The organism is Acidibrevibacterium sp., from assembly GCF_049965395.1.
Taxonomy (GTDB): Bacteria; Pseudomonadota; Alphaproteobacteria; order Acetobacterales; family Acetobacteraceae; genus Acidibrevibacterium; species Acidibrevibacterium fodinaquatile.
Window position 1 is genome coordinate 39,200 of record NZ_JBMFWJ010000002.1, and the last position, 20,421, is coordinate 59,620.

Genomic DNA, 20,421 nt, shown 5'->3' on the forward strand with positions numbered 1-20,421 from the left:
CGGTGGCGGTTTTCGCTTTCGCCGCGCGTTTTTCAGGTGGCTTTTACCTGGACATAGCGGCCGGGCGCGTCCTCGATCGGGGCGAGCTTGCCCTCGCCGGGGATACGCGCCGAGACTTCCGCCTTGCTATGCGCGGTGATCCAGCGCTGCCAGTCCGGCCACCAGGAGCCCGCCATTTCGGTCGCCCCGGCGAGCCAATCGGCGGGATCGTCGGGCAAATCATCGTTGATCCAGTGGCTGTATTTGCCGGTCTCGGGGGCATTCACGACGCCGGCGATGTGGCCGGAAGCGGCGAGCACGAAGCGCTTTGGCCCAGAGAGCAGCCGCGCGCCGAAATAGGTCGTGCGCCAGGGCGCGATATGGTCGTCACGCGTCGAGAGAAAATAGGCCGGCACTTTGACGCGCGAGAGATCGATCGGCACCCCGTCGAGAACGATGCCGCCGGGCTGGGTGAGACGGTTCTCGCGATACATGTTGCGCAGATAGAAACCGTGCATCGCCGCCGGCATCCGGGTCGAATCGGCATTCCAGTAGAGCAGATCGAACGGGAAGGGCTCGTTGCCAAGCAGATAATTATTGACGACGAACGACCAGATCAGATCGTTGGCACGCAGCATGTTGAAGGTGGTCGCCATCTCGCTGCCTTCGAGATAGCCACGCTTGTGCATTTTTTCCTCGAGCGCCTGGATCTGCTCCTCATCGATGAAAACATTGATCTCCCCCGATTCGCGGAAATCGAGCATCGTTACGAAGAACGTCGCGGATTTGATGCGATCGTCGCCTTTGGCCGCCATATAGGCGAGCGTGCAACCAAGCAGGGTGCCGCCGAGACAATAGCCAATGGCATTCACCAGCCGCTCACCGGTTGCGGCCTTGATCGCATCGAGCGCGGCAAGAATACCCTCCAACATGTAATCATCGAAGCGCTTTTCGGCGAGGCGTTCATCGGGATTGACCCAACTGATCATGAACACCGTGTGCCCTTGCTTTACCGCCCAGCGCACGAAACTGTTCGAGGGACGGAGATCGAGAATATAGAATTTGTTGATCCAAGGCGGGATGATCAGGAGCGGCCGCTTCAAGACGCGCGTCGTCGCCGGCGCGTATTGAATGAGCTGCATGAGTTGGTTTTCATAGATCACCTTGCCCGGCGAGACGGCGATATTCTCGCCGACGCGAAACGCCTCCATGTCGGTCATCTTGACATGCAACTGGCCGCGGCCGCGTTCGAGATCGGCGAGCATGTTGTTGAGCCCGCGAAGCAGATTTTCACCGCCGGTTTCGGCGGTTTTGCGCAGGACCTCGGGGTTAGTGAGCAGGAAATTGCTCGGGCTCATCGCGTCGATGAACTGGCGGGCGTAGAAATCGACCTTGCGGGCGGTTTCGGGCTTTAGCCCATCGACATGGCGCACCACGTCCTGCACATAGCGCGCCGACAGCAAATAGCTTTGTTTGATGAAATCAAAAATCTCGTTTTCCTGCCAGGCTGGGTATTTGAAACGGCGATCGCTCGCCGGCGGCTCGATGACCGGGGGGGAAGGCATGCCGAGCAGGCGACGCGAGGTGTGCTGCCAGAGCGTCATATAATCTTGCCAGAAGCCGAGCTGCGCCTTCATCAGCCGCGCCGGGTTGGTCATCAGGCGTGTCGTCATCTCGAAAAAGGCGCTGGCGATGTTGAGTGGGTCAGGCCGTGGCGCTTCCTCGCTCTGACGCTTCAGCCACTCGGCGACGATGCGCTGCGACCGCTCGGCGATATCGGCCATGCTGCGGGTCAGCGCCGCCGGGTCTGGCAGGTGTGGCGTGGTGTCGTTGTGGTTTTCCTGATCGGCCATGCTTTGACATCCTTTCCGGCCAGGGGGTGGCGCGCTATGAGAGCGCAGCGAGTTTACCACCGGAATGGCGGCAATGCGAACACGGCGTCTTTGGCGACAGAGACATAGGCGAGAGCGACTTGGGGCGCGGTTTGGTCCGGCCGTGGCCATGGTGGCCCTCGCCGGCTGCTCCTCGCTGCCAGCCGCGGTCAACCCGGCCAATTGGTGGGACAGTCTCACCGATCGCAACCTCGCGACCGAGCGCCCGCCGCCGCCCCAGGCGGACGCCCCCTATCCCAACCTCGCGACGGTTCCCGACAAGCCGGCGCCGGCGGACGCCAAGGCGCATCAAACGATTATCGCCGGCCTTGTCTCCGACCGCGCCAATGCGCAATACGAGGCGACCCAGGTGCCGATCCCGGACCCGTCCTCGCCGCAGGCCTCGCCCGCGCTCTTTGGCGGCAGCGCGCCGCCGCCGGGCGCCACCAATACCGCGGCCGCCGCGCCGCCGGCGGCCGCGGCCGCGCTCGCCGCCGCCAACGCACCGCCGCCCAATGTCCCAGTGCATCCGACCCCAGCACCGCGCAACGCGGTCAATCAGGCGCCGCTTGCCGCACCACCGACGTCCGCAGCCACGACGCCGGCTGCTGCAACGCAAGTCGCGGCGGCAGACACCCCGCCGCCAAGCATGCCCGAGACCCCGCCACCGCCGCCGCAAGTGCCCGGCGCCGCTATTCCGCCGACCAAGCCGGCCCCGCCGCCGACCAAGCCGCCGGCCCCGCCGGCAGGCAAGCCGCCACTTTCCGCCGCCGAGGCCAAGCCGCTAACCATCGGTTTTCCGATCGGCTCGGCGGTTGTCCCGCCGGCGGAAATCGAGTCGATCAAAGCGCTGGCCGCGCGGCGCGGGAATCGCTCGATCGTCGTCGTCGGCTATGGCGACGCGAGCAATGCAACGCCTCAGACCCAGACCGCAGCGGTAACGCTCGCGCTCGCCCGGGCGCGGGCGGTGATCGCCACCCTCACCGCCGCTGGCGTGCCGATGGACGCGATTTCAATGGATGCCGAAGCCAATGGCCATGGCGCGCTCGCGCGCCTCGTCGAGTAGCCTTCCCCGCAACCCTGACCGGACCCATTCCCATGCCCGAGGAATTCCACCGTATCCGCCGCCTGCCGCCTTATGTGTTCGCCGAGGTCAACCAGGCCAAGGCCCGCGCCCGCGCCGCAGGCGAGGACATCATCGATCTCGGCATGGGCAACCCGGATGGGCCGACGCCGCCGCATATCGTCGCCAAGCTCGTCGAAGCGGTGCAGGATCCGCGCACCCATCGCTATTCGACGAGTAAGGGCATCCCCGGCCTCCGCCGCGCGCTCGCCGGCTACTATTATCGTCGCTTCGGCGTCGGCCTCGACCCCGAGACCGAGATCATCGCGACGCTGGGCTCAAAAGAGGGCCTCGCCAACTTGGCCGCGGCGATCACCAGCCCCGGTGACACCATTCTTGTCCCCAACCCTTCGTACCCGATCCACCAGTTCGGCTTCATCATCGCCGGCGCCTCGGTGCGCTCCGTCCCGGCAACCCCCGATGAGGAGATGCTGCGGGCGCTCGACCGCGCCGTCCGCCACTCGGTGCCGAAGCCAACCGCGCTGATCGTCAACTATCCCTCCAACCCGACGGCGATGGTCGCTGATCTCGATTTCTATCGCGAAATCGTCGCCTTCGCCCGCCGCCACGAGATCTTCGTGCTGTCCGATCTCGCTTACGCAGAGATCTATTTCGGCGATCGGATTCCGCCCTCGATCCTCGAAGTGCCGGGGGCGAAGGACATCGCGGTTGAGTTCACCAGCCTCTCGAAAACCTATTCCATGCCGGGCTGGCGCATGGGGTTCGCGGCCGGCAATGCGCGGCTGATCAGCGCGCTCGCACGCATGAAATCCTATCTCGATTATGGTGCTTTCACCCCGATCCAGGTCGCGGCGACGGCGGCGCTGAACGGGCCGCAGGACTGCGTCGCCGATCTTCGTCGCCTCTATAAAGAACGGCGCGACGTGATCGTGCGTGGCCTCAACGCCGCCGGCTGGGAGGTGCCGAGCCCCGAGGCCTCGATGTTCGCCTGGGCGCCGATCCCGCCGCGCTATGCCCATCTTGGCTCGGTCGGCTTCAGCAAGCTTTTGCTCGCCCGCGCCAAAGTCGCGGTCGCGCCCGGGATCGGCTTTGGCGAATATGGTGACACCCATGTCCGCATCGCGCTGGTCGAGAACACGCATCGCCTCCGCCAAGCGGTGCGCAATGTCCGCGCCTTTCTCCAGGCCGGCTCGAACGAGGCCGTCCCCTCGCTCAGCGCTGCCGACGCATGAGCCGGCCACTTTCGGTCGCCCTCGCCGGGCTCGGCACCGTCGGTGTCGGCGTGTTGCATCTCTTGCGCGAGAATGCCGATCTCATCGCCGGCCGCGCCGGGCGCCCGATCGCCGTCACCGCGGTCTCCGCACGTGATCGCGGGCGCGATCGCGGCCTGACGCTGGCGGGGCTGCGCTGGTATGACGAGCCCGAGGCGCTCGCCGACGATCCCGAGGCCGATGTCATCGTCGAGGTGATCGGCGGCGCCGAGGGGCCGGCGCGCGCCCTGGTCGAGCGGGCGCTTGCCGCCGGCAAGCCGGTGGTGACCGCGAACAAGGCGCTGATCGCGGTCCACGGCGCGGCGCTGGCCGCCCGCGCCGAAGCGTCCGGCGCTGCGCTCGCGTTCGAAGCGGCGGTGGCTGGCGGGATTCCGGTGATCAAGGTGCTGCGCGAAGGGCTCGCCGCCAATCGTTTGTCGCGCATCAGCGGCATCCTCAACGGCACCTGCAATTTCATCCTGACGGTGATGCGCGAGCGCGGTCGCGAATTCGCCGAAGTCCTCGCCGAGGCGCAGAAGCTCGGTTATGCCGAAGCCGATCCCGCTTTCGACATCGACGGCATCGACGCCGCCCACAAGCTCGCCATCCTCACCGCCCTCGCTTTCGGCCGCCCGGTCGATTTCGCCGCGGTCCATGTCGAAGGCATCCGCGCAATTTCGGCGCTCGATATCGCGCTTGCCGGCGAACTCGGCTACCGCATCAAGCTGCTCGGCATCGCCCGCCGCACGGCATCGGGGATCGAGGCGCGGGTGCATCCGGCGATGGTGCCGGCGGCCGCCCCGATCGCCCGCGTCGATGGCGTGTTCAATGCCGTCGTCGCCGAGGGCGATTTCGTCGGCCGGGTGATGCTCGAGGGTCGCGGCGCCGGCGCCGGCCCGACCGCCTCCGCCGTCGTCGCCGATCTCATCGACATCGCGCGCGGCCGGGTGACCCCGGTTTGGGGCGCGGCCAACGGCGCGCTCGCAGCATTGCCCTCGGTTGGGATCGAGGCGCATCAGGGGGCCTATTATCTCCGTCTGATGGTCGTCGATCGGCCGGGGGTGATCGCCGATGTCACCGCAATCTTGCGCGATCTCGGCGTCTCGCTCGAATCGATGCTCCAGCGCGGCCGCGCGCCGGGCGAAGCGGTGCCGGTGGTGTTGGTCACGCACGAGACCAGCGAAACCGCGATGCGCCAGGCCATTACCCGCATCGCCGCCCTCGACGTCGCGGTGGAGCGGCCGGCGCTGATCCGCATCGAGCCGGCTTGAGCAAAGTGAAGATGTTCTTTTTTGAAAAAAAAGAACAAAAAAATTTTTATCCGTTGGGGCGTGCCTGCGGCAGCCCCGCTCCGAGGAACCAGGAAGAAAGTCTTTTTGCTTCTTTTTCTTCAGAAAAAGAAGAATTCTCATCCAAATATACGCGAGCAAAATGGACCCAGCATGACCCGCCAAGCCCTTCATACTGATCGCAATCTCGCTCTCGACCTGATTCGTGTCACCGAGGCGGCGGCCATCGCCTGCTCGGCCTGGATGGGGCGGGGGAAGAAGAACGAGGCCGACGGCGCCGCCGTCGAAGCCATGCGCCGGGCCTTCGATACCGTTCCGATCAGCGGCACGGTGGTGATCGGCGAAGGCGAGATGGACGAAGCACCAATGCTCTTCATCGGCGAAAAAGTCGGCGCTGGCGGGCCGGCGATGGATATCGCCGTCGATCCCTTGGAAGGCACCAACATCGTCGCCAAGGGCGCCGCCAACGCGATCGCCGTCGTCGCGTTGGCCGAGGCCGGGAATTTTCTCCACGCCCCGGACATTTACATGGAAAAGATCGCGGTCGGCGGCGGGCTGCCCGAAGGGATCGTCGATCTCGATGCGCCGGTCGCGGAAAATCTCCGCAACCTCGCCCGCGCCAAGAAATGCGCGATCGCCGATCTCGTCGTCTGCATCTTGGAGCGCGATCGCCACGCCGAGCTGATCGCCCGCTGCCGCGAGGCCGGGGCGCGCATCACGCTGATCGGGGATGGCGACGTCGCCGGTGTGATCGCGACCACGCAGCCGGAAAGCGGGGTCGATATTTATATGGGTACCGGCGGCGCGCCGGAGGGCGTGATCGCGGCGGCGGCGCTGCGCTGCGTCGGTGGGCAGATGCAAGGGCGCCTGCTCTACGAGACAGAGGCGCAGAAGGCACGCACCCTCGCCATGGGTGTTACCGATCCCAATCACAAATTCAGCGCCCTTGAGATGGCGCGCGGTGACGTCCTGTTCGCCGCGACCGGCGTCACCAGCGGGCCGATGCTGCGCGGGGTGCGGCGTTCCGGCGCACACGCGGTGACCCATTCGGTGGTGATGCGCAGCAAATCTGGCACGGTCCGCTATGTCGAGGCGCATCACAATTTCTCCACCAAGACCTGGGCGGGGAATTGACTTGGTTTGAGGAAGGCGTGGACTTTGCCGGTGTTGACGCCAGTCTCGCGGGCCGGCGCTGGCGTTGGCGGGAGGGGGCGCGCGGTTTTGCCGACGCGCAGCGTCTCGGCGTCTCCGAAATCATCGCCCGCCTGCTCGCCGCGCGCGGCATCGCACCCGAGGCGGCTGGCGATTTTCTGAACCCGACGCTCCGCGCCCAGCTTCCCGATCCCTTCATCCTGTGCGACATGGCGCCCGCCAGCGAACGCCTCGCCCGCGCCGTCATTGGCGCTGAGACCGTTGCCGTGTTCGGCGATTATGATGTCGATGGCGCCTGTGCCGCGGCGCTGATCGCGGGCTTGCTCCACGAGTTCGGCGGCAAGGTGCTAACCTACATCCCTGACCGCTTGCGCGAGGGTTACGGGCCAAACGCGCCGGCGCTCGCCAGCCTGATCGCGCAGGGCGCAAGCCTCATCCTCTGCGTCGATTGCGGCACCGCCGCCGAAGCGGTGTTCGCCGAGATCGCCGGACGGGCCGATATCATCGTGCTCGACCATCACAAGGCCGAGGGGCCGCCGCCACCCATTTTCGCGACCGTCAACCCCAACCGGCCCGACGACACCTCTGGCCTCACCGGGCTCTGCGCCACCGGGATCGCCTTTCTCTGCGCCGTCGCGCTGGTGCGGCACCTCCGCGCGGCGGGATATTTCGCCACTCGCGCCGAGCCCGACCTGCTGCGTGCCCTTGATCTCGTCGCCCTGGCGACGGTGTGCGACGTGATGCCGCTGACCGGCCTCAATCGCGCCTTCGTGACCCAGGGGTTGCGGATCATGGCGCGGCGCGAGCGAATCGGGCTCGCGGCCCTCCTCGATGTCGCGGAAAGCCATGAGGCGCCGAACGCCTTTACCTGCGGCTTCGTGCTCGGCCCACGCATCAATGCCGGCGGCCGGATCAGCCGCGCCGATCTCGGCCTTCAGCTCCTGCTGAGCGATGATGCGAGGGCAGCGCAAGGGGTTGCGGTGCTGCTCGATCAGGTCAATCGCGAACGCCAGGTGGTGGAACAATCGGCGCTGGCAGGGGCGCTGGCGCTGGCCGCCGAGCAGCGCGCCGCCGGACACGCGGTTCTCGCGGTGAGCGGCGAGGGCTGGCATCCCGGCGTGGTCGGCATCGTTGCGGGGAGAATAAAGGAGCGTTTCAACCGTCCGGCCCTGGTCGGGGCGATCGCGGATGGCATGGTGAAGGGCTCGGGGCGTTCGGTGCCCGGGCTCGATCTCGGCGCTGCGGTGATCGCGGCGCGGGGGGCGGGGATTTTGCATACCGGCGGCGGCCACGCGATGGCCGCTGGCTTTGCCCTGGAGGCGCGCCGCTGGGCGGATTTTCAGGCCTTTCTCAATGAGCGCTTGAGCGCCGCCGCGGCGCTGCCGGACGCTGCCGATCTGGTAATCGAGGGCGCGATCAGCGTCGCCGGCGCCAATCTCACACTCGCCGCCGATCTCGCCCGCCTCGCGCCGTTCGGGGCAATGAATCAAGAGCCAGTGTTGGTTATCCCGGCCGCCCGCGTCGTCTATGCCGAACGGATCGGGCGCGAGGGAAATACGCTGCGCTGCACGCTTGCGGGCATGGGCGGGGAACGGCTGAAAGCGATCCTGTTCCGGGCCGGCGACTCACCACTCGCGGCCGCCCTGCTCACCCGCCCGCCGGCGCTCCACATCGCCGGGCATTTGCGCATCAATCGCTGGCAGGGCCAGGAAAGCGCGCAATTCACCATCCTTGACGCCGCCCCCGCCTAATTACCCGAGCGTTGCGGGATTTTCGACGAACGGCCACTGATCGCGCGACGCTTTGCGATAGGGAAGGGTGGTGATAGCGGGCGAAACCGCGCCTGGCGCTGCGACATAAAGAATGTCCTCGGCGATCGGGGCGAAGGCGGCATGGAAATGCTGCATCGATTTGACCACCAGGACGCGGCGCGCGCCGATGTCGATGCCGGCGGCGGTGAAGCAGACCGGGCTGAAGCATTGGGTGCGGATCGTGCTGCAGACGACGGCGGTGGCGCCGACCGCGAACGCCGCGAGATCGCCGGCCGGCGCCATCGCGCCCCCAAACGGGATGGAGACGTCACGCGCGAGGCCGATGACGCGCGCCTCGAGATCGAGCGGCTGGCCCGAAAACCGCCCGAGTTTCCCGCCGAGCCGGAGGGCGAGAGAGGCGCCCACCCCAACCTCGAACGCCAGCCTGACCACCATCGGATCCCAAATCATGGCGATCGCGGCGTTCTCGACCCCGCGCGCGAGCATCGCCTCCAGCACAAACGTCGAATCGCTCGCCGCGCCGCCGCCAGCATTGTCGGCGACATCGGCTAGAACCAATGGGCGTGCCCCACGATAATGCGCGGCACGCTCCATGGCGTCATCGAGAGTCACATAAGGTGGGCTGATCGCGGCGCGGAGTGCAAAGAATTCCCGCCCTAGTTCGGCCGCGAGCCGCGCCGCCTTGTCCCGATCACCATCGGTGACGACGATGATCTTGCTCCCCATATCGGCGACGTCGGCCCACGGGAAGCCGTGCACGATCGAGACCGAGAGCACGCCGTCGTGCCCCTCGAGCGCTGCGGCACGATCGACGAAGCCGCGCATCGGCTGGCGTGTGGTATGAAAAACGCCGACCATGCGGCAATCAAACCAGCCGATCACCGGGCGCGTCTTTCCTTCTATAGCATCGGCGATAATTACGAAAAGTTCGCGTGCCCGCTCGCCGACATCGATATGCGGATATTCCTTGAACAAAACGAGCGCAGTGGCGTTCTCGCATTTCGCGCGGCTGACATTGGCGTGAAGATCGAGTTCGGCGCCGATCGCAACGTCCGGCCCGACGATCGCGCGCACCCGCGCGAGCAGATCGCCCTCGGCATCGTCATAGCCTTCCGCGACCATCGCGCCATGCAACGACAAAAGCACCGCATCCACCGGCATTGCCGCTTCGAGATCGGCGAGGATCTCATCGCGAAACGCCTCATAGACCGTGCGCACCGTGGGGCCAGCGGGCTGGGCGAAGGCGCAGAGACTCTCGATCACCCGCCAACCCCGCGCCGCCGCCATCTCGCGCCAGGCGGCGAGGGGAACGGCATAAAGCGGTGCCGCCTCGCCATAATTCGCGCGGCGGTAGAGGCAGGTTTCTTCAAACATCCGGAGCCCCGTCGGCAGCGCCGAAAAACTGTTGGTCTCGGTGCCGAGCATGGCGGTAAACAGGGTTTTCATGAATTTCCTTCCGGGACCGATCACGCAATGGCTAGCGTCCGCTCTTCGCTGCAGCGAAATTGTCATGTTTAACGCGGCATGGCGAGAGGCGAAGACGATGATTTGGAAGACGATGATTTGACAGTTCCGCGAAACTCTTCATGCTGCGGTACGACAGGGGAAAAAGGGCTTGGTATGCGGGATCGGACAGCTCCGGCGGAAAAAGGTGGGCAGATTAGGTTGGCCGTCGATATCGGCGGCACCTTCACCGATGTCGTGCTGGAAAGCGGGTGCCGCCGCTATACCACGAAACTTCTGACGACGCCCGCAGCCCCCGAACGCGGCGTTCTCGATGGCATGCAGCGAATTTTAGCAGATGCAGATATCGCGCCGGCTGAGGTCGCGCTCGTCGTGCATGGTACCACGCTCGCAACCAACGCCATCATCGAGCGCAAGGGCGCGCGCACCGCCTTCATCACCACTGAGGGCTTTCGCGATGTTCTCGCGATGCGCAACGAAAGCCGTTACGATCAATACGACCTCAATATCGAGCTGCCTGAGCCTTTGGTGCCGCGCCATTTGCGCTTCACCGTGCCCGAACGGCTCGATCGCGCCGGGCGGGTGTTGCGCCCGCTCGATGAGGAGGCCGTGCGCGCGCTCGCGCCGACGCTGACGCGCGCAAAGATCGAGAGCATCGCGATCGGGTTTCTGCATGGTTTCGTCAACCCCGCGCATGAGCGGCGCGCGGCCTCGCTGCTCGCTTCATTGCTTCCCGGCATTCCGCTCTCGCTCGCGGCCGAGGTCGCACCCGAGATGCGCGAATGGGAGCGGTTTTCGACCACCGTCGCCAATGCCTATGTCCAGCCCACGATCGCTCGCTATCTCCGCCGGCTGGAGGCCGGGATGCGCGAAGTCGGGTTCACCGCGCCGGTTTATCTCATGCAGTCCGGCGGCCGCTTGACGACGATCGAGACCGCCTGCCGGTTTCCGATCCGCCTCGTTGAAAGCGGCCCGGCCGGCGGCGCCATTTTCGCCGCCGCCATCGCGCGTGAGGCCGGGCTCGATCGCGTGCTTTCCTTCGACATGGGCGGCACGACGGCGAAGGTCTGCCTTGTCGATGACCATCGCGCCCATGAAGCGCGTGGCTTCGAGGTCGCGCGGGTCGGGCGGTTTCGCAAGGGATCGGGTCTGCCGCTCAGGATTCCGGTGATCGAGATGGTCGAGATCGGCGCCGGCGGCGGCAGCGAGGCGCGCATCGACAGCCTCGGCCGCCTTGCCGTCGGGCCTGAGAGCGCTGGCGCCGATCCCGGCCCCGCCTGCTATGGGCGCGGCGGCACCCGGCCGACGGTGACCGACGCCAATCTCGAACTCGGCCGCTATGATCCGGCTCTCTTTGCCGGAGGCCGCTTGCCGCTTGATGCGGACGCCGCGCGAACCGCTTTGATGCGGGCGGTCGGCGCGCCGCTTGGCCTCTCGAGCGCGATGGCCGCCGTCGGTGTCATCGAAATCGTCGACGAGGCGATGGCCAACGCCGCCCGCGTGCACGCCATCGAAGCCGCGACCGCGCTCGAAGGCCGCACCCTGATCGCGTTCGGCGGCGGCGGGCCGGTGCACGCGACGCGGATCGCAGAGAAGCTCGGCATCGATCAGGTGCTCGTGCCCTCGGGCGCCGGGGTTGGCAGCGCGATCGGGTTTCTTCGCGCCGCGATCGGTTTTGAGGCGGTGCGCAGCCTCTATCAGCGTCTCACGAGCCTCGATATCGCCGCTGTCAACGCGCTTTTCGCGGAGATGGCGCATGAGGCGCGGGAGGTGGTGGCCCCAGCGAGCTTCGGGGCCGCGATCCGCGAGACACGGATGGCGAGCATGCGCTATGTCGGCCAGGGGCATGAAATTTCCGTCCCCCTCCCGGTGCGTGATCTCGAACCCGAGGATCGCGCGGCGATCAAGCGCGACTATGAGGCCGCCTATGCGCGGTTTTACAATCGTCCCGTGCCGGGCTCGGAGATCGAGGTGCTGAGCTATTTCCTGGTCCAGGAAACGATTCTCCCCGAGCCCGCGCCGCCGCCGCCGCAACCGATGATGCGCGCGGTGCGGAGCGCCGAGCGGCGGAAAGTGCGCGATGGCGCGACCGGCATCGAAGCCGATTGGGCGGTTTATGCGCGCGACGCGCTCTCGCCCGGCGATCGCATCCTTGGTCCCGCGATCATCGCCGAAGCCGAAACCTCGACATTGCTCGGCGCCTCCTGGCGCGGCGATGTCACCGCGCAAGGCTGGCTCATGCTGACGCACGAGAGAGAAGGGGATGAAAGCCGATGAACGCTGCGCCGGAACTTGCGAAAATCCGCCACCAGGTGATGTGGAACCGCCTGATCGCGGTGGTGGAAGAACAGGCGCAGGTGATGATTCGCACCGCCTTCAGCACCACGGTGCGCGAGGCCGGCGATCTTTCCGCTGGCGTCTTCGATCTCGAGGGCCGCATGCTGGCACAGGCGGTGACCGGAACGCCCGGCCATGTCAACGCGATGAGCGAGAGCGTTGGCCATTTCCTGAAAAAATTCCCCGCCCGCACGATGCGCGAGGGTGATCACTACATCACCAACGATCCCTGGCTCGGCACCGGGCATTTGCATGATCTGACGGTGGTGACGCCGGTTTTTCACCGCGGGACGATGATCGGCCTGCTCGCCAATACCGCCCACGTGATCGATATCGGCGGCCTCGGCATGGGGCCCGATGGGCGCTCGGTGTTCGAGGAAGGGCTCTATATCCCGATCATCCGCTGTTTTGAGGAAGGCCGGCCGAACGAGACGTTTTTTGAATTCCTGCGCGCCGGCAGCCGGCTTCCGGTCGAGCTCGAGGGCGATGTCTATTCGCTCTCCGCCTGTAACGACACCGCGGCGCGGAGGCTTGGCGAAATGCTCGATGAATTCGGCATCGATAACCTCGCCGGGCTCGCCGACTTCATTTTCGCAAGCAGTCTCCGCGCGACCGAGGCGGCAATCGCCGAGATCCCACCTGGGATTTACCACTCGAGCATCCATTCGGATGGCTATGACGCGCCGATCACGTTGAGGGCCGCGATGACGGTTGGCGAGAACGATATCCGCGTCGATTTCGACGGTACATCGCCGGCCGCGGCGCGCGGAATCAATGTTCCGGCGGCCTATTGCCGCGCCTATGCGTCGTTTGGCATCAAGGTGGTGGTGGCGCCGGAGGTTCCGAACAACTGGGCGAGTTTGCAGCCGTTTCGCATGAAGATTCCCGAGGGCTGCATCCTTGATGCGCGACATCCGGCGCCGGTTTCGGTCCGCCATGTCATCGGCCAGCTCCTCCCCGATCTGATGATGGGGTGCCTTCATCAGGCGGTGCCTGACCGGGTTGCGGCGGAAGGCTCATCCTGCCTCTGGAACCCGCCGTTGCGCGGCGGCGCCGGGGTGTCCTCGCGGCGCGAGGGCAACCGTATGCCTCCGGATTTCGAAATCATCACCTTCAACTCCGGCGGCACCGGCGCGCGCAGGCAGCGCGACGGGCTCGACGCCACCGCATTCCCCTCTGGCGTGCGGACGATGCCGGTGGAAGCGACCGAGAACGTCGCCCCGATCGTCATCTGGCGCAAGGAATTGCGGCCGGGCTCGGGCGGCGCCGGGCGGACGCGCGGCGGGCTCGGCCAGATCATGGAAATCGCCGCCCTTGACGACATGGAATTCGCCTGCAACGCGATTTTTGATCGCATTCAGCATCCGCCGCGCGGGCGTGACGGCGGGCATGAGGGCGCCGCCGGCTATGTCGGGCTTAAATCCGGGGTGCCGCTGCGCGCCAAGGGATTTCAGATTATTCCCGATGGCGACAGGTTGATTTTAAAACTTCCCGGCGGCGGCGGCATGGGCCCGCCCGATGCACGCGATCCCGAAGCGGTGGCGCGCGATGTCCGCGACGGCGTGGTGAGCGAGGATGAGGCGCGCGCCGTCTATCGTGTCGCCCTCACCGCCGCGGGTGGTGTCGATGACAGCGCGACCCGTGATTTGCGCAGGAACAACCGGAAGGAGTGATCGAGATGACCGGCGTCACACGACGACATTTATTCGCGGGAACCGCGGCGATCGGGCTCGGCGCCGGATTTGCGCGCGCCGTGCGGGCGGCGGACGAGATCACGATCGGCGCTGTCTTTCCCCTGAGCGGCAATGCCGCGGCGATCGGCCAGGACGCCAAGCACGCCCTTGAAACCATGGCCGCTATCATCAACGGCGATCACGATATTCCGATGCTGCTCGGGAAAGGCGGCGGACTTGCCGGGCTCGGCGGCGCCAAGGTCAAGTTGCTTTTCGCCGACAGCCAGAACAACCCGCAAATCGCCCGCAGCGCCGCCGAACGCTTCATCACCGAAGACCACGTGGTCGCGGTGATCGGCAGCTACACCAGTGCGACCGCGGTCACCATCAGCCAGATCTGCAACCGCTATCAAATTCCCTATATCTCCGCCGATAATTCTTCGCCAAGCCTTAACAAGCAAGGGCTGGACTGGTTTTTTCGCCCCTCGCCGACCGATATCGATTTCACCAAGGCGATGTTCGACTGTTTCGCGGCGTTCGGCGAAAAGACCGGCGAGAAGGCGAAAACTGTTGCGATCATTCACGAAAACTCGGTGTTCGGGAGCGACAGCGCGAAGCTCCAGGTGAGCATGGCCGAGGCCGCCGGGATCAAGGTGCTCGCCAATATTTCCTATCAGGCCAACATCCCCTCCCTCTCGGTCGAAGCCGAGCGGCTGCGCGCCGCCGATGCCGATGTTTTGATGCCGTCGTCTTACACCAGCGATGCGATCCTGCTCGTCCGCGCGATGCATGATGTCGGCTACACGCCGCGCGCGATCATGGCCCAGGATGCCGGTTTCATTGATCCCGCCTTCATCGCCGCGGTCGGCCCGCTGGCCGAGGGCGTGATGAGCCGTTCGGCGTTCGCGATCGATGCCGTGACGCAACGCCCGGCGATTCCGGCGGTCAACGCGCTTTTCAAAGCGAGCGGCGCGAACAAGGATCTCAATGATCTGACGGCGCGCGAACTGACCGCGCTGCAGGTTCTCGCCGATGCGCTCAACCGCGCGAAATCGACCAATAACATGGCGTTGCGCGAGGCGCTGCGCGCGACCGACATCCCAGGCGACCAAACGATTATGCCGTGGGCGGGAGTCAAGTTCGATGCAACCGGGCAAAACATCAAAAGCAATCCGGTGATTTTGCAGCAACAAAAAGGCGAGTGGCGGGCGGTGTTTCCGTTCGAGATCGCGACCGCGCCGCCGATCTGGCATATCGCGCGGTGACGCGCGTGCTCCGGCTTACCGCGCCATGAGTGCCGCCCTCATCGCTCAGGTGGCGATTGGCGGCCTGCTGATGGGGCTGGTCTACGCCGTCGTTGCCGCCGGGCTCACGCTGATCTTCGGCCTGATGGACGTGGTCAATTTCGCCCATGGCGCCCTGCTCATGGTCGCGATGTATGCAACCTTGCTCATCCATCGCGCGACCGGCCTCGACCCTCTTTTGCAACTGCCATTGGTCGCCTTGCTGTTGTTCATCGCCGGGGTTGCGATTTATCGCGGCCTGATCGCGCGCACTCTTGCGGTCCGGGTCAATGCCGGCATGGTGCAGATTTTCGTGACCTTCGGGCTTTCGATCTTTCTCGTCGGTGCCGCGGAGTTTCTGTTCGGCAGTGATTTTCAAAGCATCAATAAAACTCTTCTCGGCGGCCGGACATTTGCGTTGAACGGGATCATCCTGCCGCTGCCGCTGGTGGTGAGCGGGATCGTAGCACTCCTGGTCTTTCTTGCCCTCGCTTTGCTGTCGCGCACCGAATTCGGCCGGGCGCTGGAGGCGACGCGTGAGGATCATGAAGCGGTCGCGCTGATCGGTATCGATCGCGACCGGGTGTTTGGAATCGGCTGGGGGATTGGGACGGCGAGCGTCGGCATCGCCGGTGTCATGCTGGCGAACTTCTATTATATCGCCCCTGATGTCGGCACCAATTTCGCGCTCATCGCCTATATTACCGTCGCACTCGGCGGCTTCGGCTCGATGTTCGGGGCCCTGGTTGCCGGCCTGATCATCGGGCTCACCGAAGCGCTCACCGCGCTTTTCATCGATCCCGCCTTAAAGCAAATCGGGATTTTCGTGATCTATCTCGCGGTTCTGATGATCCGGCCACGCGGCCTGTTCGGGCGCCTCTGATGGCGGGCGCGGTGAGGGGAACGCTCGTGGCGCGGCGTCGGCGCGAGCTTTGGCTCGGCATCGTTGTCCTCGTCGTGCTGGCCGCGCTGCCGTTTGGTGTTGGCAATGCTTATCTGCGCGGGCTGATCGTGCTGACCCTGCTTTATGCCGGTCTTTCGCAGGCATGGAACATCCTCGGCGGCTATTGCGGGCAAATTTCCCTCGGCCATGCGCTTTATTTCGGGATCGGCGCCTATACCTCGACGCTGCTTTTCACCCGGCTCGGGATTTCGCCGCTCCTTGGCATGTTCGCGGGAGGCGGCCTTGCCGGGTTCGCCGCCTTTCTGGTCGGCCTGCCGTGTTTTCGCTTGAGCGGCCATTACTACGCGATCGCGACCCTGGTCATCGGCATGATGGCGGCATTGCTCGCGGCGAATTGGGATTTCATCAATGCCGCGCAAGGGATCACCATTCCCTTTCACGGCGAAAGCTGGGCCAACCTTGCCTTCCGCACTGCGATCCTGCCATTTCATTATGTCATGCTCGCCTACGCCGCGCTGATCTGGTTTGTCGCCTGGCTGATCGAGGGTTCGCGCTGGGGGTTTTTCTGGCGCGCGGTGAAGGATGATGTCGCGGCGGCGCGCAGCCTCGGCGTCAGCATCTATCCGAGCAAGCTTGCCGCGGCGGCGATTAGCGGGGCGGCGACCGGCATCGGCGGCGCGCTCTATGCGCAATATATTGGCTTCATCGATCCTGACAGCACGCTCGATCTCTCGCTTTCGGTGCTGATCGCGCTGCCCGCCGTGGTCGGCGGCATCGGCACGCTCTGGGGGCCGCTTCTGGGTGCTGCGGTGCTGATCCCGGTGCAGCAGCTTTCTGTCGCCTGGCTCGGGAGTGCCGCCGGCGGCATCGATCTCATGGTCTATGGCGCGCTGATCATGGCGTTGGCGCTCGCCCGCCCGGAGGGGCTGGTTAGTTTCTTCCACATCCGCGCGTCGCGGGGCGCAACCGGGCATGGGTGAGCCGCTCCTCGAAGTCCGTGGCATCAGCAAATCCTTTGGCAGCGTCGCCGCCAATGTCGATATCGGCTTCGCTGTCGCGGCTGGCGAAATTCTCGGCCTCATCGGCCCGAACGGCGCCGGCAAAAGTAGCCTGTTCAACATCATCGCCGGTGAGATCGCCCCCGATCGTGGCGCAATCAGGTTCGCGGGACAGGAGATCGCCGGCATCGGCGCGGTTGCCTGCGCTCGGCTTGGGATAGGGCGGACGTTTCAGGTGGTACGCAGCTTCGATTCGATGACCGTTCTGGAAAACGTCATGGTCGGCGCGTTCCTGCGTGCGCGCAGAAGTGCTGCGGCGATGGCGAGGGCAGGGGAGGTGATCGAATTTTGTGGCCTTACTGCGCGGCGTGATGTGCCCGCGCATAGCCTCTCGCCGCCGGAGAAGCGCCGCCTCGAGATCGCCCGCGCGCTGGCAACCCGGCCACGGCTTTTGCTGCTCGATGAAATGCTCACCGGCCTCACGCCGACCGAGGCGCAGGCCGGCATGCGGCTGGTGCGCGATATCCGCGCGCAAGGCATCACCATCATCATGGTCGAGCATGTGATGGAGGTGTTGCTGCCGCTGATCGATCGCGCGGTGGTCCTCAATCTCGGGCGAAAATTGCTCGAAGGGGCGCCGGCCGAGATCGTCCGCCATCCGGAGGTGATCCGCGCCTATCTCGGAGACCGCTATGGCGGATGAGCGGCTCTTACTCGAAGCCCGCCACTTGTCCGCGCATTATCGTGGCCTTGCCGCGCTGCATGGCGTCGATCTCGCGATCGCGCCGGGCGAGATCGTCGCCGTGGTCGGGGCCAACGGCGCCGGGAAAAGCACGCTGCTTCGCGCCATCGCCGGCCAGGTCGCAACCGCGGGGGAGATCCTGTTCGATGGCCGGCCGATCGCACGCTTGGCGCCGCATCGGATCAGCCGGCTTGGCGTCGCGCTGGTGCCCGAAGGGAGGCGGCTCTTTCCGCGCCTTGCGGTCGAGGACAATCTCCGCCTCGGCGCCTATGCGCGGCGCGGGCCGGAGCGTTTTCGCCCGCTCGATCTCGTCTTCGCGCTTTTCCCGCGTCTGCGCGAGCGGCTTCGTCAGCGCGCCGAGACGCTCTCGGGCGGCGAGCAGCAGATGCTCGCGATTGGGCGTGCCTTGATGACGGCGCCGCGCCTTCTGATGCTCGATGAGCCCTCCCAAGGCATCATGCCGCGCCTCGTCGATGATATTTTCGCGGCGATTGCGCGGATCAGGGCCAGCGGCGTCACCATCCTGATCGTCGAACAGCGTCTTGTCGAGACGCTGGCGATCGCTGATCGCGCCTATGTCATGCAGACTGGCCGCATCGTTCTCGCGGGCGCCGCCGCCGAGATTGCCGGCAATGCGGAGGTGCGGCGCGCCTATCTCGGCATGTAATCAGGAGGGACTGGCCATGGATTTCGCAACCGATCGCAGCGATCGCGCCACGCTCAAAACCGGGCGGGAGGCACGTCTCGCGTGCCGGGCTGGATTCTCAGGTGCGACCGCGGGGCTCGCGCTTGGCTTTGCCCAGGCCAATCTCGTGGTTCTTCCCGCCGACCTCGCGAACGATTTTCTGCGGTTCTGCCAGCGCAACCCGAAACCCTGCCCGCTGCTCGGGGTTTCGGAGCCGGGGGCGGTGGATTTGCCTGGCCTTGCCGAGGATCTCGATTTGCGCACCGATCTTCCCGGCTATCGCGTCTGGCGGGACGGCGAACTCATCGCCGAACCGGCGGAGGTGCGCGAGGTCTGGCGCGATGACCTCGTCGCCTTCGCAATCGGCTGTTCTTACACGTTCGAGGCGGCCCTGCTTGCCGAGGGGATGACGCTCCGCCACGCCGCGGCGGGAACCGAGGTGCCGATGTATCGCACCAATATCGATTGCGTCCCCGCCGGGCCGTTCCAGGGCAAGATGGTGGTCTCCATGCGACCCTTCCGCCCGGCGGACGCAATCCGCGCGGTGCAGATCACCTCGCGCTTTCCCTTCGTGCATGGCGCTCCCGTGCATCTTGGTCTCCCGCAGATGATCGGGATCGAGGATCTCGCCCGGCCGGATTATGGCGCACCGGTCGCGGTGATGGCCGATGAAGTGCCGGTGTTTTGGGCTTGTGGGGTTACGCCGCAAGCGGTGATCGCGGCGATGCGGCCGCCTTTCGCGATCACCCACCAGCCCGGCCGGATGCTGGTGCTCGATCTGCCGGATCACCGCTGCGCGGTGTTGTGAATTAGGCATCTTAAACAAGGGAGGTAGGGGGATGGAAAAGCCAGATATTCGAAAAAAACTTTTCAAGTTAGCCAAATCTCACGAATTCATTCTCATTATAGTGGCCATTTTGGGTCTCTCTGGCACTCTTGAAGGTTTGGTGGGGCATTTTCCTCTTTCATATATGGAAAATCGAGCTGTTTTATATTTAGATAATTCTAATGAAAAGGCGATTAGCACGTTTGTTATTTTAAGAATATTCAATTCTGTGATATCAGAATTAGAATCTGGCGATGTAAAAATATCACTACCACTTCTTAACGCAGAAATCCATCCTTTTAAAACTCTTCAGCCAATTGAAGAGTTGGTAGAACAATTATCAGATGTTATGTTGATAAGTATTACATCAATTTCTGCACAACGTCTTTTGATTCAAGTTTCTCGGGCCTTAGCTCTAACAATTATCTTGCCGTTAGGTTGTGTATTTTTTATAATAGGTTCGTACTTTCATCAAATTTCTATTTCTTTTGGCCGTAGTTTAACGCTTGGACGTTTTATGATTTTCCTAGCAATTTTTTTGCGCTTTGCGATTCCAGTCTCTGGGTGGGCAGGAGATTTACTAACTGAGCACTTCCTTACCAAAAATTACGGTGACTCATTTACTGCTCTTAGAGAGATCGCGAAATCGGCAGAAAATAATGATTATCAAGAAAAAAATTCAGAAGAAGGTAGTTATAGCAGTCAGAATAACAATAAAATTGATTCAAAAAACATAAAAAATGACTCTAAGGATAATAAAAAACAAGAAAATTCTGGATTTTATTACTATATAACGGAGAAATATTCTGGTATAGTACAAGTATATTCTGATATACAACAAGAAGCAAAATATTATTATAATTTAACGGCATCAGTAGCGCCTAACCTACCAAATTCCGCAAAATATCTGATCGCCTTGTTCCAAATATTTATACTTCAGACACTTGTGTTTCCAATAATTATTCTATTTATTTTTTACATTATACTGAAGAAAATCACCAATCAAAATTTTCAGATAACAACAGATTCAATCGCGTCCTTGCCAGGACTCAGGGCTTTACTCGAGCTGAAACAACAACAATCTGTTAAAACGCAAGAAGAATGACTTGCCG

At 63.9% G+C, this 20,421-nt stretch carries 17 protein-coding genes; 15 read left to right on the forward strand and 2 right to left on the reverse strand.

The window, feature by feature from the left end:
* Positions 1-32 precede the first annotated feature (32 nt).
* A complete protein-coding gene (locus ACP5M5_RS01155) occupies positions 33-1,832 on the reverse strand; it encodes a PHA/PHB synthase family protein (RefSeq protein ID WP_427934984.1) in 1,800 nt (599 codons plus the stop codon).
* A gap of 142 nt (positions 1,833-1,974) precedes the next feature.
* Here ACP5M5_RS01155 and ACP5M5_RS01160 point away from each other — a divergent pair, with 142 nt between their 5' ends.
* The 6 genes from ACP5M5_RS01160 to recJ are packed head-to-tail and all read left to right on the forward strand — an operon-like array spanning position 1,975 to position 8,376.
* On the forward strand, positions 1,975-2,916 hold the full coding sequence (locus ACP5M5_RS01160; RefSeq protein ID WP_427934986.1) for a hypothetical protein: 942 nt from the start codon (positions 1,975-1,977) through the stop codon (positions 2,914-2,916).
* 32 nt (positions 2,917-2,948) lie between these two features.
* Positions 2,949-4,166: an LL-diaminopimelate aminotransferase gene (locus ACP5M5_RS01165; RefSeq protein ID WP_114911999.1), complete on the forward strand. Its 1,218-nt coding sequence runs from the start codon at positions 2,949-2,951 to the stop codon at positions 4,164-4,166.
* Positions 4,163-5,455: a homoserine dehydrogenase gene (locus ACP5M5_RS01170; RefSeq protein WP_427934987.1), complete on the forward strand. Its 1,293-nt coding sequence runs from the start codon at positions 4,163-4,165 to the stop codon at positions 5,453-5,455. Before ACP5M5_RS01165 ends, ACP5M5_RS01170 begins: the two co-directional genes overlap by 4 nt.
* Positions 5,452-5,652 carry a hypothetical protein gene (locus tag ACP5M5_RS01175; RefSeq protein ID WP_427934988.1) on the forward strand — a complete coding sequence of 67 codons (201 nt, stop codon included), beginning with the start codon at positions 5,452-5,454 and terminating at the stop codon, positions 5,650-5,652. The genes ACP5M5_RS01170 and ACP5M5_RS01175 overlap by 4 nt, the downstream gene beginning before the upstream one ends.
* On the forward strand, positions 5,627-6,607 hold the full coding sequence (glpX, locus tag ACP5M5_RS01180) for a class II fructose-bisphosphatase (protein WP_427934990.1): 981 nt from the start codon (positions 5,627-5,629) through the stop codon (positions 6,605-6,607). The genes ACP5M5_RS01175 and glpX overlap by 26 nt, the downstream gene beginning before the upstream one ends.
* Positions 6,608-6,624: 17 nt before the next feature.
* On the forward strand, positions 6,625-8,376 hold the full coding sequence (gene recJ, locus ACP5M5_RS01185; RefSeq protein WP_427934991.1) for a single-stranded-DNA-specific exonuclease RecJ: 1,752 nt from the start codon (positions 6,625-6,627) through the stop codon (positions 8,374-8,376).
* Here recJ and ACP5M5_RS01190 read toward each other — a convergent pair whose 3' ends face one another.
* On the reverse strand, positions 8,377-9,843 hold the full coding sequence (locus tag ACP5M5_RS01190; RefSeq protein WP_427934992.1) for a M81 family metallopeptidase: 1,467 nt from the start codon (positions 9,841-9,843) through the stop codon (positions 8,377-8,379).
* 219 nt (positions 9,844-10,062) lie between these two features.
* On the opposite strand from ACP5M5_RS01190, the gene ACP5M5_RS01195 reads away from it, so the two are divergent.
* Genes ACP5M5_RS01195 through ACP5M5_RS01235 form a run of 9 tightly spaced genes read left to right on the forward strand, consistent with a single transcriptional unit; the run spans position 10,063 to position 20,414 of the window.
* On the forward strand, positions 10,063-12,138 hold the full coding sequence (locus ACP5M5_RS01195; protein WP_427934993.1) for a hydantoinase/oxoprolinase family protein: 2,076 nt from the start codon (positions 10,063-10,065) through the stop codon (positions 12,136-12,138).
* Positions 12,135-13,871, forward strand: coding sequence for a hydantoinase B/oxoprolinase family protein (locus ACP5M5_RS01200; protein WP_427934994.1), 1,737 nt, complete (start codon positions 12,135-12,137; stop codon positions 13,869-13,871). The genes ACP5M5_RS01195 and ACP5M5_RS01200 overlap by 4 nt, the downstream gene beginning before the upstream one ends.
* A gap of 5 nt (positions 13,872-13,876) precedes the next feature.
* Positions 13,877-15,136, forward strand: coding sequence for an ABC transporter substrate-binding protein (locus ACP5M5_RS01205; protein WP_427934995.1), 1,260 nt, complete (start codon positions 13,877-13,879; stop codon positions 15,134-15,136).
* Positions 15,137-15,161: 25 nt separating this feature from the next.
* On the forward strand, positions 15,162-16,037 hold the full coding sequence (locus tag ACP5M5_RS01210; protein WP_427934996.1) for a branched-chain amino acid ABC transporter permease: 876 nt from the start codon (positions 15,162-15,164) through the stop codon (positions 16,035-16,037).
* Between the two features lie 11 nt (positions 16,038-16,048).
* Entirely contained in the window at positions 16,049-17,038 is a 990-nt protein-coding gene (locus tag ACP5M5_RS01215) for a branched-chain amino acid ABC transporter permease (RefSeq protein WP_427934997.1), read from the forward strand.
* Entirely contained in the window at positions 17,031-17,759 is a 729-nt protein-coding gene (locus ACP5M5_RS01220) for an ABC transporter ATP-binding protein (protein WP_427934998.1), read from the forward strand. Before ACP5M5_RS01215 ends, ACP5M5_RS01220 begins: the two co-directional genes overlap by 8 nt.
* A complete protein-coding gene (locus tag ACP5M5_RS01225; protein ID WP_427934999.1) occupies positions 17,749-18,465 on the forward strand; it encodes an ABC transporter ATP-binding protein in 717 nt (238 codons plus the stop codon). The genes ACP5M5_RS01220 and ACP5M5_RS01225 overlap by 11 nt, the downstream gene beginning before the upstream one ends.
* 16 nt (positions 18,466-18,481) lie before the next feature.
* Positions 18,482-19,291: a putative hydro-lyase gene (locus ACP5M5_RS01230; protein WP_427935000.1), complete on the forward strand. Its 810-nt coding sequence runs from the start codon at positions 18,482-18,484 to the stop codon at positions 19,289-19,291.
* Between the two features lie 31 nt (positions 19,292-19,322).
* Positions 19,323-20,414, forward strand: coding sequence for a hypothetical protein (locus tag ACP5M5_RS01235; RefSeq protein WP_427935001.1), 1,092 nt, complete (start codon positions 19,323-19,325; stop codon positions 20,412-20,414).
* Positions 20,415-20,421 lie beyond the last annotated feature (7 nt).

Coding starts and splice junctions, on each gene's coding strand:
- ACP5M5_RS01230 (WP_427935000.1), top strand. CDS start 18,482: ATGGATTTCGCAACCGATCGCAGCGATCGCGCCACGCTCAAAACCGGG.
- ACP5M5_RS01225 (WP_427934999.1), top strand. CDS start 17,749: ATGGCGGATGAGCGGCTCTTACTCGAAGCCCGCCACTTGTCCGCGCAT.
- ACP5M5_RS01155 (WP_427934984.1), bottom strand. CDS start 1,832: ATGGCCGATCAGGAAAACCACAACGACACCACGCCACACCTGCCAGAC.
- ACP5M5_RS01170 (WP_427934987.1), top strand. CDS start 4,163: ATGAGCCGGCCACTTTCGGTCGCCCTCGCCGGGCTCGGCACCGTCGGT.
- ACP5M5_RS01165 (WP_114911999.1), top strand. CDS start 2,949: ATGCCCGAGGAATTCCACCGTATCCGCCGCCTGCCGCCTTATGTGTTC.
- ACP5M5_RS01235 (WP_427935001.1), top strand. CDS start 19,323: ATGGAAAAGCCAGATATTCGAAAAAAACTTTTCAAGTTAGCCAAATCT.
- ACP5M5_RS01205 (WP_427934995.1), top strand. CDS start 13,877: ATGACCGGCGTCACACGACGACATTTATTCGCGGGAACCGCGGCGATC.
- ACP5M5_RS01210 (WP_427934996.1), top strand. CDS start 15,162: ATGAGTGCCGCCCTCATCGCTCAGGTGGCGATTGGCGGCCTGCTGATG.
- ACP5M5_RS01190 (WP_427934992.1), bottom strand. CDS start 9,843: ATGAAAACCCTGTTTACCGCCATGCTCGGCACCGAGACCAACAGTTTT.
- ACP5M5_RS01220 (WP_427934998.1), top strand. CDS start 17,031: ATGGGTGAGCCGCTCCTCGAAGTCCGTGGCATCAGCAAATCCTTTGGC.
- glpX (WP_427934990.1), top strand. CDS start 5,627: ATGACCCGCCAAGCCCTTCATACTGATCGCAATCTCGCTCTCGACCTG.
- ACP5M5_RS01200 (WP_427934994.1), top strand. CDS start 12,135: ATGAACGCTGCGCCGGAACTTGCGAAAATCCGCCACCAGGTGATGTGG.